At 59.6% G+C, this 16,374-nt stretch carries 10 protein-coding genes and 1 pseudogene; 7 read left to right on the top strand and 4 right to left on the bottom strand.

Translation table 11 applies throughout. The features are described from left to right. Positions 1-52: 52 nt before the first annotated feature. A complete protein-coding gene (locus RRH01S_RS14125) occupies positions 53-2,257 on the top strand; it encodes a TonB-dependent siderophore receptor (protein ID WP_015917683.1) in 2,205 nt (734 codons plus the stop codon). 59 nt (positions 2,258-2,316) lie between these two features. Here RRH01S_RS14125 and RRH01S_RS14120 read toward each other — a convergent pair whose 3' ends face one another. Beyond that, positions 2,317-4,317, bottom strand: a complete 2,001-nt coding sequence (locus RRH01S_RS14120) for a putative bifunctional diguanylate cyclase/phosphodiesterase (RefSeq protein ID WP_037220006.1) — start codon at positions 4,315-4,317, stop codon at positions 2,317-2,319. A 322-nt stretch (positions 4,318-4,639) separates the two neighbouring features. Here RRH01S_RS14120 and RRH01S_RS14115 point away from each other — a divergent pair, with 322 nt between their 5' ends. Further along, positions 4,640-5,683, top strand: coding sequence for a class I SAM-dependent methyltransferase (locus RRH01S_RS14115; RefSeq protein ID WP_007692959.1), 1,044 nt, complete (start codon positions 4,640-4,642; stop codon positions 5,681-5,683). A gap of 72 nt (positions 5,684-5,755) precedes the next feature. Here the strand turns inward: RRH01S_RS14115 and RRH01S_RS14110 are convergent, their stop codons facing one another. Both RRH01S_RS14110 and RRH01S_RS14105 read right to left on the bottom strand, forming a co-directional pair. Then, positions 5,756-7,168 (bottom strand): ATP-binding protein, encoded by a 1,413-nt coding sequence (locus tag RRH01S_RS14110; protein ID WP_034516197.1) that lies wholly within the window; start codon positions 7,166-7,168, stop codon positions 5,756-5,758. Next, entirely contained in the window at positions 7,165-7,887 is a 723-nt protein-coding gene (locus RRH01S_RS14105) for a response regulator (RefSeq protein WP_015917680.1), read from the bottom strand. Before RRH01S_RS14105 ends, RRH01S_RS14110 begins: the two co-directional genes overlap by 4 nt. 313 nt (positions 7,888-8,200) lie before the next feature. On the opposite strand from RRH01S_RS14105, the gene RRH01S_RS14100 reads away from it, so the two are divergent. From RRH01S_RS14100 to RRH01S_RS14090, 3 genes and pseudogenes are all read left to right on the top strand, one after another. Then, complete coding sequence (locus RRH01S_RS14100; RefSeq protein WP_007692962.1) at positions 8,201-9,493, top strand: efflux RND transporter periplasmic adaptor subunit; 1,293 nt, start codon at positions 8,201-8,203, stop codon at positions 9,491-9,493. 9 nt (positions 9,494-9,502) lie between these two features. Then, positions 9,503-12,635 (top strand): annotated as a pseudogene (locus tag RRH01S_RS14095) (efflux RND transporter permease subunit). A gap of 56 nt (positions 12,636-12,691) precedes the next feature. Next, positions 12,692-14,200: an efflux transporter outer membrane subunit gene (locus tag RRH01S_RS14090; RefSeq protein ID WP_015917677.1), complete on the top strand. Its 1,509-nt coding sequence runs from the start codon at positions 12,692-12,694 to the stop codon at positions 14,198-14,200. Positions 14,201-14,217: 17 nt separating this feature from the next. Here RRH01S_RS14090 and RRH01S_RS14085 read toward each other — a convergent pair whose 3' ends face one another. Next, on the bottom strand, positions 14,218-15,111 hold the full coding sequence (locus RRH01S_RS14085) for a LysR family transcriptional regulator (RefSeq protein ID WP_007692965.1): 894 nt from the start codon (positions 15,109-15,111) through the stop codon (positions 14,218-14,220). Positions 15,112-15,294: 183 nt separating this feature from the next. Between RRH01S_RS14085 and RRH01S_RS14080 the strand changes: the two genes are divergently transcribed. Together RRH01S_RS14080 and RRH01S_RS14075 are read left to right on the top strand one after the other, a co-directional pair. Then, positions 15,295-15,759 carry a DMT family transporter gene (locus RRH01S_RS14080; RefSeq protein ID WP_007692966.1) on the top strand — a complete coding sequence of 155 codons (465 nt, stop codon included), beginning with the start codon at positions 15,295-15,297 and terminating at the stop codon, positions 15,757-15,759. A 3-nt stretch (positions 15,760-15,762) separates the two neighbouring features. After that, on the top strand, positions 15,763-16,260 hold the full coding sequence (locus RRH01S_RS14075) for a DMT family transporter (RefSeq protein ID WP_015917675.1): 498 nt from the start codon (positions 15,763-15,765) through the stop codon (positions 16,258-16,260). Positions 16,261-16,374 lie beyond the last annotated feature (114 nt).

Here is a 16,374-nt window from a genome sequence, read left to right as displayed (position 1 = left end):
CTTCACATCAGGCGTTGGAATTGGACGATATCCGCAAGGATACGGGGGCAGAATGAAGCAGGGGCAGACGGCGGTTGCGGGCGCAAAGATCCATCATGTGCGAACGGCCTTTTTGATATTGAGCGCGTGCGCTGCCTATCCGGTCATGGCGCAGGATGCCGTGGTACAGCCGAAAAAGCCGGAAACCGTGGCAGCCCAGAAGAATGACAGGGTCGACGGTGACACGGTTCTGAAGCCGATTACCGTCAAGAGCGGTGGCCAGGATGGCGCGACCAAGGGGTATCAACCCGTGTCGACTGTCACCGCGACGCGCGCCGACACGCCGCTGATCGATATCCCGCAGGCCGTCAATGTCGTCAGCCAGGACGTGCTGAAAGACCAGAAGGCGCAGTCGCTGGACGATGCGCTGTCCAATATCAGCGGTATCAGCCAGTCGAACACCCTCGGCGGCACACAGGATTCCGTTATCCGCCGCGGCTTCGGCGACAATCGTGACGGTTCCATCCTGACGAATGGCTTGAAGACGGCGCTGCCGAGAAGCTTTAACGCCACCACCGATCGGGTCGAAGTGCTGAAAGGCCCGTCCTCGACGCTCTACGGTATTCTCGATCCGGGCGGCATGATCAATGTCATCACCAAGAAGCCGCAGCAGACCTTCAGCGGCGAGATCTACGGGACTGCTTCCAGCTTCGGCGGCGGCTCGACGGGTCTCGACTTCACCGGGCCGATCGAGGGCACGGATTTCGCCTACCGCCTGATCGGCGAATACAAGAATGTCGATTACTGGCGCAATTTCGGCAAGACGAAGGACTGGCTCATCTCGCCGTCGCTCTCCTGGTATGGCGAGGACACCGAGGTCACTGTCTCCTATACGCATGAGGATTACAGCGTTCCCTTCGATCGCGGCACGATCTTCGATCTCAACACCGGTCACGCCGTCAATGTCGATCCGAAGATCCGTTTCGACGAGCCCTACAATATCTCCAAGGGCAGCTCGGATATTGCGGCGATCAACGTCAAGCACGAGTTGAATGAAAACTGGAAGCTAAGCCTCGATTACGGCTACAGCTATAACGAATATTCCGACAATCAGGCCCGGGTCATGGCCTACAATGCGGCAACCGGCAACGTCACGCGCCGCGCCGACGCGACGCAGGGCTCGACGATCTATAATCACGCCGTCCGCGCCGATCTCAGCGGCGATGTCGAGATCGGTGGTCTGCGCAACGAATTGCTGTTCGGCACTTCCTATGATTACGCCGATACGCTGCGCACGGACCTGATCCGTTGCGGGCAATCGGTGAACTTCAACATCTACAATCCGGTCTATGGCAAAATGCCGGCTTGCACGACCGTCTCGAAGGCCGACAGCGACCAGACGGAACAGATCTCCACCGCCTCGGCCTATATCCAGGATTCGCTCCACCTCGACGACCAATGGATCCTCGTCGGCGGCCTTCGCTATCAGTATTACGATCTGATGGCCGGCAAGGGGCGGCCCTTCATCACCAATACGGACAGTCATGGCGGCAAGTGGGTGCCGCGCGGTGGCGTCGTCTACAAGCTGACGCCGGATATCTCCTTCTATGGCAATATCGCCAAGACCTTCCGCCCGCAGTCCTCGATTGCCAGCTATTATGGCAATCTGCCACCGGAGGAGGGCATCTCCTATGAGATCGGCAGCAAGTTCGAGATTGCCGAGGGGCTGACGGCCAATGTCGCGCTCTATACCAGCGACAAGAAGAATGTTGCCTATTCGGAAGTGATCGACGGCGAAACCTACGTCAAAACGGCAGGTTTGGTTCGTGCCCGCGGCGTCGAGGTCGACGTCGCCGGCGAGATTACCGACGAGCTCAGCATGATCGCCAGCTATGGCTTTACGGACGCCAAGGTCCTCGAGGATCCGACCTATGCCGGCAAACAGCTGGTCAACGTCCCGCGTCACACCGGTTCGCTGTTCTTTGCCTATGATTTTGGTGAGGTCGGTGGCAGTAACACGCTGAAGGTTGGCGCGGGCCTTCGCGGCGCCGGCAAGCGGGCGGGCATGAACACCAATGCCTATTTCCTGCCCGGTTATATCGTGGCGGATGCCTTCGCCGCCTATACGTTCCAGATGGAACGGCCGCTGACGCTGCAGCTCAATCTGAAAAACATCTTCAACAAGACCTATTATACCTCGTCGATCGGAACGAGCAATCTTGGCAACCAGATCGGCGAACCCTTCAGCGCGGTTCTCTCCGCAAGCGTCAAGTTCTGATTGTTAGCTGAAGGCATGGATGACGGGCATGCACCCGTTTGAGGAAGGCGGGGGCAATCTCATGCCGATGATGATGGTGCGGCCGATGACGGGCGAACCTCTTCTCCTGCGTCGTTGCGGAAGGTCTGAGCCAAAGCCGGGCGCCCGACGTGATAGCCTTGTGCGTAGTCGATGCGCAGCTCTCGCAGCAAGGCGAGTTGTTTTTCGGTTTCCACCCCTTCGACCAAAATCTTAGGCCCACGGTTGCGGATGAGGCCGATAATGTCCTGAAGCATGGCCTTGCCCCTCGCGGTCGCACTGCCATGGAGGAAGGAGCGGTCGATCTTCACTGTGTCGAAGTCGATCAGGCGCAGCCATGACAGCCCGGCGAAGCCAGTGCCGAAATCGTCGAGCCAGATCCTGATCCCCAGCGTTTTCAGATCGTTGATGCATCTCAATATGTCGGAGTGCATCTCCATTTCGAGGCCCTCGGTGATCTCGAAAGCCAGCCTGCTGCCGGAAACGCCCGTCTCGTAAAGGATCGCCGCCACGCTTGCCGCGAAACCCGGCATTTTGAGCTGGATGGGGGAGACATTGATGCTGGCGATCTGGACATGATTGTCCGCCAAAAGATCGCGGCATGCCGTGCGTATCACCCAGCGGCCGAGTTCGATGATCATGCCGGTGCGTTCGGCGATCGGAATGAAGAGGTTCGGAGGGATGACGCTGCCGTCAAGCGTCCTGAGGCGCATGAGTGCCTCGACGACATCCTGCCGTCCGGAGGCGACGTCCTCGATCGGCTGATAGACCAGCGACACAAGGTTTTGATTGATAGCTATCTTCAATAGCGCCGCGATGTTTTCACTTTCATCGCTGCTGTAGGGATCGTTCGGGTCGAACAGGCGCGTACAGTTGCGGCCGCTCGCCTTGGCGCCATACAAGGCGCGGTCGGCCTCATGGATGATCTTTTCGAGTTTCGCGCCGCTCTGCTCCCTGGTGAAGGCAGCGCCGACGCTTACAGTCACAACCGAGGTGCCGTCGCGCCGTTCTTCATGGAGAAGGCGCAGTTGCTCGACAGTGCTGCGGATCCGTTCGGCAAGATAGGCTACCCGCTCTTTCTCGCTAAACTGGGCGAGCACGATGAACTCTTCGCCACCGTAGCGGCCGATCGAGCCACCAAGGGGCGCCACGGCCTCCTTGATCGACGCTGCGATATGGATAAGGCAACGGTCGCCTTCCTGATGGCCGTAGAAATCGTTGTATTTCTTGAAAAAGTCGACATCGACAAGGATCGCGGTGAAGCCACGGCTATTGGCCTGCCATTCTTTCCAATAGTTTCTCAGCCTGTGGTCGACAGCCCGGCGATTTTCGAGTCCCGTCAGATAGTCGGTATTCGACATCCGCAGCAGAGCCTCGCCCCGTTCGGTGGCCTCCCTGTGCTGGAGCTGCGCTTCGAGCGCGTTCAGGAAGACGTTGTATCGCTCGTGGTTCAGCTTCCAGTTCACGTAGGATGTGAAGACGAAACAGGAGACATAGAACGTGCTGAAGGCCAGCGCATAGATATTCGTCGGCCAGAACGCCGTCAAAGACAGCAGGAAGGTCGCCAGCACGGCGCTCGACGCGATCACGGATAGCAGGAATCGGAAGCTGAAAAACAGATTGGCACCCATCATGAAGATGGCGCCGAATATCATGTAATAGGACAGGCTATCGGTATGGATGGTCCGGATCGCCGGGAATATCCACACGGCATATCCCAAGACCAGCGCCATGGCGCTGGTGCGGTCGAGATATGTGATACTCACCTTCAGGTGTCGCTGGCCTTCGAAGACGGCAAGCGCAATCACGCCTACCGTCAAACGGGCTATGATCGTATAGGTCGCCACATCCGGGATCAGCAACAGGTCCGTGGTCGAGAACAGTATATAGACCAGGACCGCAATCCATAGGCCTTGCCGCGCCGCTTCCGTGCGGGCCATCTCATCGTCTCGTCGATAGAGTTCGCGAAGCTCAGCCGGAGACGGCCTCTGCAGTCTCTTGTCGAGATCGATCTCTGCCGAATTGGCAAACATGCGCTTCATGCACTGTTCCATTCGCTCTACTACGCTTCGCAGTGCATCTTCTCTGCGGATTCCATTAACGTATCGTGCGGTCGCTGATCCATCCCTGGACTGAGAAGATGCGTTAGACCGGCCATTTTCTCACCTATTAGGCCGTCGCTTTTTATATCCCGTTAAAATCAAGTCGAAAATGCCCGGCGTTAAGCATGTTTAAGAAATCCTATGGTTAATCAAAAGTTTCACATTATGATAGAAATTAGTGGAACACCGACCTGTTGAAGAAGTTCTGGGTTCCATCAACGGTAACTTATAATTTACTCATATTTAACAGAGGATAACTCGCATGAACCAACGGAAGATAGATTTCGATGGCCATAGCCTGATTACCCCGACGGCAATCGCGAACGAGCTGGAGCTACCCAAGAGCGACCGTTTCGATGAGCAGCTGATCGTCGGCAAGGGGCAAATCGCCCTGTTGCTCGAACTCGCCCGCCAGCAATTCGAGAAAGACTATAACCCGACCGAGATTATCGATCGGGTTACGCTTTCGCTTCATGAAACCCGCCATTCGCTGCATCCGCGCGTTTGGCAGGAATTGGTGCCGATCATCCAGAACCACCCGGTTGCCGCGTATTTTCAGGAAGATCCGCTGACCAAGTGGTCCGTCGATAAACCGAGAGGCTATTCGGGCGACGCCGCGTTGCTTGACTTCATCTATCGACACGAAAGCATCATGGACAGCGTCGCCAGGGCCACCGAACGTGGCCGGGCGCTTTTCGAATACACCAGCACCGCTCCGTCCTCGCTCGCCAACTGGGATCGCAGGGACATCCTGGCGCGTCATGTGGATGAAGTCGCGGCGGCGAGGGGATCGGAAACGGAAGTCCTCAGCGTGGCTGCCGGACATCTGCGCGAAGCGGCCCATTCCGTGGCACTGCGTGAAAAGGCGCTCAAGCGCTGGGTTGCTCTCGATCAGGATCCGATCAGCATCGGCACGATTGCCCGTGATTTCCAGGGAACCGCGGTCGAAGCCATCAACGGTTCTGTTCGCGACCTGCTGACACGGCGGTCGAGCCCCGGTCAGTTCGATCTCGTCTATGCCTCGGGTCTTTATGACTATCTGGTCGACAAGGTCGCCATCAAGCTGACACAGCGCTGCCTGGAAATGCTGAAGCCGGGTGGCGTCTTCCTGTTCGCCAACTATTCGTATCCCATTCTGGTCGACGGCTACATCGAGACCTTCATGAACTGGGCACTGTTGCTCCGTTCGGAAGCCGACATGTGGAAGATCATCCATGCGACCACGGATGGGCAGGATTACGAGGCGAGCGTGTTCTTCGGCAAGAACCGCAATATCGTCTACGGCGTGCTCAGGAAGCGCAGCTAAACTGAGGAAGCGATATTAGCGTTTCCAATAGCCGACCGGGGGAAGCTCCGGTCGGCTTTTTGCTGGGCTCGTTCATTTCGAGGGCAGGCGCAGTTCGGCGCGGAGGCCGTGGTCTTCGCGGTTCAGCAGGAACAGGGTGCCGCCGTGGGCCTTGACGATGCTGCGGGCGATCGACAGCCCGAGCCCCAGGCCGCCCGTTTCTGTGCTTCGCGAGGGTTCGAGGCGAACGAAGGCCTCAAATGCGTCCTCGATCTCTTCATCCGGTATGCCGGGTCCATCGTCTTCGACCGATATGATCACTTCGCCGTCGGCATCGTTAAGGGTAACGGATGCGGTGCCACCGTAGCGAATGGCGTTCTCCACCAGGTTTCTCAAGGCTCTTTTCAGGGCGACGGGGCGGCAGGGGTAGGGAAGCGACGGCAAGGCGGCCAGATGGACATTGCCTTTGGTCAGCCGAAACTCCTCCGCAACCTGTCGGATGAGGTCGGCCAGATCGACCAGGGTGGTATCTTCCGTGCTGACCTCGGCCCGCGTGAAGGCAAGCGTGGCCTCGCAGATGGTCGTTAACTCGTCGATCGTGGCGACGATGTCCTCCCGGACCTCGTCATTATCGATGAACTCGGCCTTCAGCCGCAGCGTCGTCAACGGCGTTCGCAGGTCGTGGCTAATGCTGGCAAAGAGGCGCAACCGGTCGCGCATGAACTGGCTCAATCTCTGATACATCGTGTTGAACGCCTGGATCGTTGCGGCGACTTCAGACGGGCCACTGACTTTCAGGGGCGAGAATGTCTCTCCACGGCCAAACCGCTCGGATGCGCTTGCCAGCATGCGCAGGGATTTTGTCTGTGACCGGACCGCGATTGCCACGGCGACGATTGCCGCCAGCGACGATAGGAAGAGGGAGAGAAAGGCGACCGGACTCCAAAAGGTCGGGAGAGCTATGCCATTGTATACGACAAGCCAGCGCCCGTCCGGCAGGGGCACCTGCGTGATGACAGTAACGATCCGCGACGGATATGGAAAATCGTCACCCGCTTGGAGCTTCGGATCAGGCGGTTGCCCCGCATTCTCCGATCCCTTTGCGAGATCAAGACAGGGAGCCATGTCCTGTTCGATGGCGATGCGAGGGGCGTCGGAATGCAGGCCCTGGAGTTGCCGGAGGAGGCGATCGGCAAGGTTCTTTTCAGTCGCGTTCATCTCACGGCTGACCGCAGGGGCCGTTTCGATCCCGGCGCACAATTGCCTCGCCCGAAACGCCTCGATAATGCGATCCTGCTCGTTGACCGGGGATGCGGCCAGGAGCTTTGCCAGGGTGGCGGTCACATTCAAGGTCTGGCCATGGACGACCCGCTCGGCAATGCCGTCCTGCTGGCTGTTCAGGATGACGATCAAGGCGACCTGCGCGAGTGCGAGAGCCGCGACAAGCGAGATGATCAGCCGCGCTGCGAAGTTCTGCGGCCATATCCACCAGCGCAAATGCTTCACGACACCTCCTCGACAGTTCCGGCGAAGGTGTATCCGTCTCCCCATACGGTCTTGATGAGCGTCGGCTGCTGGGGATCGTCTTCGATGCGGCGGCGCAAGCGGCTGACGAGATTGTCGATGCTGCGGTCAAAAACCTGCGCGGATCGGCCGGCGGTAATATCGAGCAACTGGTTACGGGTGAGAACGACGCCCGGCCGTGAAACGAGGGCGAGCAGCAGACGGAACTCGGCGGTTCCCAGCGCCGCTTCGCTGCCGGATGCATCGACAAGTGATCGCTGCGAGACGTCGAGCGTCCAATTCGCGAAGCGGTAACGCTTGTGGTCCGGATCCGATGTCACGGACGCGGTGGCATTGGCGCGGCGAAGCAGCGCGCGGATGCGTGCCAGAAGTTCGCGCGGGTTGAAGGGCTTGGTGACGTAATCGTCCGCGCCGAGCTCCAGGCCGATGATCCTGTCCGTTTCGTCGGATACCGCAGTCAGAAGCACGATGGGCACCATGCTCGTCTGACGCAGCGACCTGCATAGAGATAGTCCGTCCTCCCCCGGCATCATGATATCAAGGACGACCAGGTCGATCGTGGCGGTCCGCAACTGCTGGCGCATCTCCGCCCCGCCGTTCGCCGTGCTGACGCGCAGTCCGTTCTTGGCAAGATACTTGGCCAGGAGGTCGCGGATCTCCTTGTGGTCGTCGACGACGAGGACATGGGGTGTTCGTTGCATTGCTGGTTCCTTTGTTTCCAAAGGCTTCCGCCCGAGGAACGCTTGATATGCGTCTTTGAAGTTTTCGGGACGTTTCCCGCAACATCAAAATTGTAACCAAATGTCACGGCCGCCGGACCGTGACAGAATTGATTACCGAATTGCCCGCTGTTGGCAAACTTTGATGACATCTCTCGGCGATGGTCCGCTCAACTTGATCCGGCTTTCCGGATGCTGGCGTTGGAGCTGTGTCTGCGGACATCGCGCTGACGGCCATGTCAAACCCGCCATCCGGCCCTTTGTATTGTTGAATTCGCGATTGGACAGACCTCTTATGAGTATCAAATTTCGCTTTAGCCACTTGCCGCATCTCCGGCCCGCCTGCGTTCCAGCCGTTCACAACAAAATCCCGATGTCGGCGCTGATGCTGCCTATGCTGTTGTCTATGGGCATCGCGTTGCAGTCGTGCTCCGAGCAATCAAGCACACAGAATCCAATGGGTGCGGTCAAGGTGGAAGTCAGCGCCATGACGCTGCATCCGCAATCGGTGGCTATCACGGCGGAAGTTCCCGGTCGCACGGCGGCCTCCCTGATCGCCGAGGTTCGGCCGCAGGTCGGCGGGATCATAAGGGCGCGCAATTTCAAGGAAGGCAGCGAAGTCGCCGCCGGCGACGTGCTCTATGAAATCGATCCGAGTTCCTACCAGGCCTCCTACGACAGCGCCGTTGCTAGCTTGCAGAAGGCGGAGGGTGCCGTGCCGAGCGCCCAGTCGAAAGTGGATCGCTACAAGGGCCTGACGGCGCAGGACGCAGTCAGCAGGCAGGATCTGGATGACGCGCTTTCCACCCTGGCGCAGGCAAAGGCCGATGTCGCTTCCGCCAAGGCCGCCCTGGAGACAGCGCGCATCAACCTCGACTACACCAAGATCCGCGCGCCGATTTCCGGACGCATCGATGCCTCCTCGGTCACCGTCGGCGCCCTCGTCACCGCCGAGCAGACGACGGCGCTCGCGACCATCAACCAGCTCGATCCGATCAATGTCGATGTGACTCAATCGAGCACGAACCTCCTGGCATTCCGTCGCGCGGTCGCCGAAGGCCGGTTGAAGACCAGCGGCGACAACGTCTCGGTCAATCTCAAGCTTGAGGACGGATCGCAATATTCCGAGCCCGGGACCTTCGCATTCCTCGAGGCATCCGTGTCCGAAACCGTGGGGACCGTTACCGCTCGCGCGGTCTTCCCCAATCCGGACCGCCTGCTACTGCCCGGCATGTATGTGCGGGCAACAATCGCGGAGGGTGTCGCCCCGAACAGCTATCTCGTGCCGCAGCGTGCGGTCACCCGCAACACCAAGGGTGAGCCCACCGCCTTCTTCATAGATGCCAATGGAAAGGTGCAGCAGCGCACTCTCAGTGTCCAGCGCAGCATCGGCAATAGCTGGCTGGTCAACCAGGGCCTTCAGGACGGTGACCGGGTCGTTGTCGAGGGGCTGCAAAGGGTGCGCGACGGCCAGGAGGTGAAGGTCGACGATGTCACGGTCAATGATGCGACGGGGGAACTCTCGCAGGCATCCTCCAGCGCGTCCGGCCAGCTCAAAGAAGCCGCCAACGCTGCAATTGTGAAGTGAGGTGGTTTGATGTCTCGTTTTTTCATCGACCGGCCGATCTTTGCCTGGGTCATTGCCATCGTCATCATGCTTGCGGGCGCGCTGTCGATCCTGACGCTGTCGATCTCGCAATATCCGCAGATTGCTCCGACGACGGTCCGTATCACCGCAACCTATTCCGGCGCCGATGCCGCGACCGTCGAAAACTCGGTGACCAAGGTCATCGAGCAGGGCATGACCGGCATCGATAATCTCGACTATATGACGTCGACGTCGACCTCGACGGGCCAGGCTTCGATCTCGCTGACCTTCACCAACAAGGCCGACGCCGACGTCGCGCAGATGCAGGTGCAGAACAAGCTGCAGCTCGTCACCGCGCAATTGCCGACGACCGTCCAGACCACCGGCATCACGGTGTCGAAATCGACATCGAACTTCCTGATGGTCATCGGCTTCGTCTCTACCGACGGCAAGCTCAGTTCCAATGACATCGCCGACTACATCAACAGCACTTTGAACGACACGCTGAAGCGTGTTTCCGGTGTTGGGGATACGCAGCTCTTCGGCTCGGGTTATGCCATGCGTATATGGGTCGATCCGGACAAGCTCGCCAAATACCAGCTGATGATAGGCGACGTTACCACCGCGATCGAGGCGCAGAACTCGCAGGTCTCGGCCGGTCAGCTTGGTGCCCTACCACAACGCAAGGGCCAGCAGCTCAATGCGACGGTGACGGCCAAGAGCCGCCTGCAGACGCCGGAGCAATTCAACAATATCATTCTGAAGAGCCTGTCCGATGGCTCGCTGGTGCGCCTCAACGATGTCGCGACCGTTGAGCTTGGTGCGGAGAGCTATACCAGCTCAAGCATCTATAACGGCCATCCCTCGGCCGGTCTCGCGATCATGCTTGCCTCCGGCGCCAACGCCATCGACACGGCCGAGGCCGTACAGTCGACGATCAACAATCTCAAGGAAACACTGCCGCCCAATGTCGAGGTGGTCTATCCCTACGACACGACACCTTTCGTCAAGCTGTCGATCGAGGACGTGGTCAAGACGCTGTTCGAAGCCATCGTGCTCGTCTTCATCGTCATGTTCGTCTTCCTGCAGAGCCTGCGGGCGACGCTCATCCCGACGCTTGCTGTTCCGGTCGTCCTGCTTGGAACCTTCGGCATTCTCTCAGCCTTCGGATACTCCATCAACACATTGACAATGTTCGGCATGGTGCTGGCGATCGGTCTGCTGGTGGATGACGCCATCGTTGTCGTCGAAAACGTCGAGCGCGTGATGGAAGAGGAGGGGCTTTCGCCACGCGAGGCAACGCTGAAATCCATGAGCGAGATTACCGGCGCGCTGATCGGCATCGCCACGGTTCTTTCCGCCGTGTTCATTCCGATGGCCTTTTTCTCCGGCTCCGTCGGCGTCATCTATCGACAGTTCTCGGTGACGATCGTCTCGGCGATGGTGCTCTCCGTCATTGTCGCCCTCATCCTGACGCCCGCACTCTGCGCAACGATCCTTAGGAAACCCGAGCATGGATCGAAGCAACGTGGTCTCTTCGGCTGGTTCAACCACAACTTTGAGCGAGGGACGCGCGGCTATCAGCGCAGCGTGGGCGGCATCATCAAGCGGACGCCGCTCTTCATCCTTATCTTCGTGCTGATCACGGCAGCCGTCGGCTATCTGTTCAACCGCCTGCCGAGTTCGTTCCTGCCGGATGAAGATCAGGGCATCCTGATCACCAGCGTCCAGCTTCCCGCCGGCGCTGCCGACGATCGCACCGAGAAGGTGTTGAGACAGGTTACCGACTACTATCTCAACAACGAGAAGGACTATGTCGACGGCGTGATGGGGGTTGCGGGCTTCGGCTTTGGCGGTCAGGGCCAGAATGTCGGTCTCGCCTTCATCAAGCTCAAGGATTTCGCGCTGCGCACCACGCCGCAATCGAAGGCGCAGGCGATTGCCGGCCGCGCCATGGGTGCCTTCTCGAAGATCAAGGACGGCAGCGTCTTCGCGCTTTCGCCGCCCGCGATCCCGGGCTTCGGCAACAACAGTGGTTTCGATTTCTTCATCAAGGATATCAATGGCGCCGGCCATGCCAGCTTGATCGCCGCCCGCAACCAGTTGCTGGGCGCCGCCGCCAAGAGCACCAAGCTCAGCGGCACCCGCCCGAACGGCCAGGAGGATACGCCGCAATATTCGGTCAATATCGACGCTGAAAAGGCGAGTGCGCTCAACATAACGCTCTCCGACATTGATACGACGCTGTCGACAGCCTGGGGCGGCACCTACGTCAACGACTTCATCGATCGCGGCCGCGTCAAGAAGGTCTATGTGCAGGGGAATGAGGGCTCCCGGATGCAGCCGGAAGATCTGGATCGCTGGTATATCCGCAACTCCGGTGGCGACATGGTGCCATTCTCGGCCTTCTCCAGCGGCGAATGGACCTATGGCTCGCCGCGTCTGGAACGCTATAACGGCTCGTCTGCCGTCGAAATTCAGGGGGCTGCCGCTCCCGGCGTCTCCTCCGGCGATGCCATGAACGAGATCGACCAAATCATGGCGACCCTGCCCCCGGCTTCAGCCATGAATGGACCAGCCTGTCGGCCCAGGAAAAGCTCTCCGGCAATCAGGCAAGCCAGCTCTATGCCATCTCGATCCTCGTCGTCTTCCTGGCGCTCGCCGCTCTCTACGAAAGCTGGTCGATCCCCTTGCCGTCATGCTGTCGGTGCCGATCGGCATCTTCGGTGCGCTGTTGGCCGCGACCATCTTCGGCCAGTCGAACGACGTCTACTTCAAGGTCGGCCTGCTGACGACCATAGGACTGGCGGCCAAGAACGCCATCCTGATCGTCGAGTTCGCCATCGAGCAGCAGAACAGCGGCAAGAACCTGATCGACGCGACGCTGGAGGCATCGAGGCAGCGTCTGCGGCCGATCCTGATGACCTCGCTCGCCTTCATCCTCGGCGTCATGCCGCTGGCGATCGCCAATGGTGCGGGCTCGGGCAGCCAGAACTCGATCGGCATCGGCGTCATGGGCGGCATGATCTCGGCGACCGTGCTCGGCGTCTTCTTCATCCCGCTGCTCTTCGTCTCCGTCCGCCGCATCTTCAAGGGCAAGGTGCAGGCGACGGTGGACGCGAAACTCGATCCGGGAAGCTGAGGGAGATCTCGGCTTTCCGTCTCCTTCAGTCATCATTTTCATAGAAAAGGGATTTCATGTCAGTCCTTCATTCGACGCAGCATGCGCGCCCAGCGCGCCGGACATCGAAGTTTATTCCACTGGCAGCGGTACTCTGCTGCACGACGATCCTCACGAGCTGCGTTGTCGGACCGGACTACGAAAAGCCGAACGTAGCCTTGCCAAGCCGTTGGAGCGGGCAGGCATCGTCGAAGACTGCGACCTCGCCCAATCTCACGGAATGGTGGAAGCAGTTTCGCGATCCGACCTTGAACGCGTTGATCGAGGAGGCCGTGCAGACGAACCTCGATGTCGCGACGGCCAAGGCGAAGATACGCGAAGCGCGTGCCACCTATCGGGAACAGAAGGGCACGCTTCTCCCGACCGTCGAAGGCACCGCCTCTGCCACGCGTAATCGGGTGGCTGCTTCTGACGGTGCAGCCGCCAGCGTTTATAATGAGTTCCAGCCGGGATTTGATGCGAGTTGGGAACTCGACTTGTTTGGCGGCAACAAGCGCTCCGCGGAAGCTGCGCGCTATGGCGTCGATGCCGCCGAGGAGGATCTGCGCGACACGCTGGTTACGCTGGTGGGCGACGTCACCACATATTACGTGCAGGCACGCGAATATCAGGCGCTGCGGGATCTGGCCAAGAGAACGGCGGTGTCTCAACGCAAGACGGCCGCTCTCACTCAGGAGGAATTCGCGGCGGGAACAGTGACCGGTGTGGACGCGGCCAATGCGAATGGCGAAGCGAGCAGCACGGAAGCCGATATTCCGACCTATCAAATATCCTATGCGCAGTCGGTGCATAAGCTCGCGGTGCTGCTCGGAAAACCGCCGGCGGCCCTGGATGAGCGCCTGAAGGCGACAGCTGCGATCCCGCAGCCTCCGCTCAAGGTCTCAACCGGCATCCCCGCCAACATACTGACATCGCGACCGGACGTTCGGCTCGCCGAGCGTCAACTCGCGCAATACACTGCGAAAATCGGCGTGGCCGAGGCGAACCGTTATCCGTCGATCTCTCTCACCGGCAGCATAACGTCGTCGGCAACCGATCTCGCCGATCTCGGCCGCAAGTCGACTATCGGCTGGGCCTTCGGGCCGACGCTGACCGTGCCGATCTTCCAGGGCGGCCAGCTGAAGGCAGCCGTCGATGTCGCCAAAGCCGAGCGTGACCAATATTATATCGCCTACCAGGCGGCTGTTCTGACTGCCATGCAGGATGTCGAGAATGCCATCGTCTCGCTGACGCAGGAGAAGATCAAGAACGCCAAACTCGTTTCCTCGGCTTCCTCCTATCGCACGGCCGCGGACCTTTCGCGCCAGTTGAACAAGGCCGGCGCCACGGACTTCCTCAATGTTCTGGATGCCGAACGCTCGCTCTACAGCGCGGAAAGCTCTCTCATCCAGAGCAAGGCCGCGATCGCGACGGATTACATTTCCCTCCACAAGGCTCTCGGCGGCGGATGGGACGGTGCAATCGACAGCTCAAAGCCTGCCGTGGTCGATACGGGCAGTCCAATTCGGCTAAGATCGTCCTCCTAGGGAGGGCGATTCTGTCGTCAGGATCTTTGCGTGATTGCCGATTGGGCGATGAAATCGACCAGGGTTCTGATGTTGTGGGACGGGCTGCTGCTGGCTGGCCATAAAAGGCGGAGAACGCCCGCTTCCCTCACGCAGTCCTGCAATAATGGCACGAGCCGACCGCCCTGGATTTGCGTGGAGACGGACATCGAAGGAACGCAGGCAATGCCGACGCCTTGCTCCGCCAATTCTATTCTGGCCTCGACCGTATTGACGACCGCCGTGATCGGGAGATCGAGTTCGATATCCGCGCCTTCCTCGGCAAGCGGCCATGTGTCGATCCTGCCGGTTTCCGGGTGCCGGCGGTGCAAGCAGAGATGTTGCAGCAGATCCTCGGGGCGCTGCGGAATGCCGTGGGCGGCGAGATAGGCGGGGGACGCCACGATCGTGTGCCGGAAGTGCCCGACCGTGCGGCTCATCAGCCGGGAATCGCGCATGTCCCCAGTGCGGATCACGAGATCGTAGCCTTCATCGATGACATCAACCAATCGGTCGGTCAGGTCGAGTTCCAGCCGTGCTTGCGGATAGATCTGCATGAAGCGGGCAAAGACTGGCATGAATGTCACGGCCCAGGTCGGCAGGCTGACACGTATCGTGCCGCGCACCACCATCCGTGCCTGCTGCATCTCCTGCGTGGCAAGCTCCATTTCTGCAAGAATGCGGCGGCATCGTTCGAGGAAGATCGCCCCTTCCGGCGTCAGGTTGACGCTATGGGTGCTTCGGTGAAAGAGACGCACGCCAAGGCGCTCTTCAAGCCGCGCGACGGATTTGCCGATAGCCGAGGCAGAAAGGCCAAGCTGCCGGCCGGCATCGACGAAGCTGCGCGTTTCGGCCACCCGAACGAAGACCTTCAGTCCGCTGAAATTTTCCATGGGTCAAAACTCCATTGCGGACAGAATAGTCCGCATGGACCGGAAAGTCAGCGCCTTTCACCAGCGCGCGCAAAGGCGATAATTGCCTTATGATTCAGTTTATTGTTATCCGAAGCTACTTGAGTGCTCATCAACCGGTGTCGCGCCGTTTGCGTCCGTTCCCCTGCTGGCGGAACTTGCGCCATGCGTAGGGCGAACGGATGGAATGTTACGTTGGCGCTGATAGCCGGCATCGTGCTGGCCGTCATGATCGACTGGAACAGCTTGCTGGCACGTCATAGCTCGCCGCTTTTCGCCTCGTGGACCGCGCATGGTATCGGTGTGCTGGCAAGCTTTGCTCTGGTGACGCTTGTGCCTGCCCGAACGACCACTATACAGGCGAGGCCGGTGGGCAGGTGGCCGCTCTGGGCCTATCTCGGAGGCATTCCGGGGGCCTTCACCGTGTTGCTGGCCGCCATCACGGTCAACAGCGCTCTCGGGCTAGCCGGAACGCTGGCGCTGATGCTGATCGGTCAGATGGTGTTTGGCATCGCGGCGGATGCCTTCGGGATACTGGGGCTGCGGCGTACCTTGCCGGATCGCCGCGATATCTGCGCTATCGCGCTGGTGTTGTGCGGAAGCATCGTCATCATTCTGGCGCGGAGCTGAGCGATGCTTTTGTTTGTCTCGCTTGCCCTGCTCAACGGCATTTTGATCGGCACGAGCCGTGCGATCAATGGACATCTCGGCAAGAAGGTTGGGCCGCTCAGGACATCGCTCTGGAACCATGCCATCGGCTTCATTTTCCTCTCGCTGCTGATTGGCCTATTCTACAGGAGCGATTTTGCGGTGGGGACGGGTGTGCCGGCGAATGCTTGGCTCGGAGGTGTATTGGGCGTCATCTTTGTCGCATTGAACAGCCATGTCATTCCGAGGTTGGGGGCGAGCAAGACCACCAGCCTTGTGGTGGCCGCGCAGATGCTGGCAAGCGTCGTCATCGACAGTTTCGACAGGCCAGTTTCCGGCGCGACGGTTGTCACCCTCACAGGCGCCGCCTTGATTATTGTGGGCGTCTGGCTGTCGGCATCTTCCACGAAGAAGAATGCGCAACGCGAAGCAGCGCTAGATGCGGTGCCGGATCGTGAGCACGCTCGTCGCGCCATCCCGTGATACCTGGACCGATACACGGGAATGTCTTGGGGCTACTCGCGTTTATGCTGGAAATCTACGGCGTGCTGCCTGATCCGAGATTGTGATCGCTGCTATGTTGACGTTACTGTGTGT

The organism is Rhizobium rhizogenes NBRC 13257 (genome assembly GCF_000696095.1).
In the GTDB taxonomy this organism is placed as follows: domain Bacteria; phylum Pseudomonadota; class Alphaproteobacteria; order Rhizobiales; family Rhizobiaceae; genus Rhizobium; species Rhizobium rhizogenes.
The sequence above is the reverse complement of the archived record's forward strand: the minus strand, read 5'-3'. Positions and strand labels throughout refer to the sequence as shown.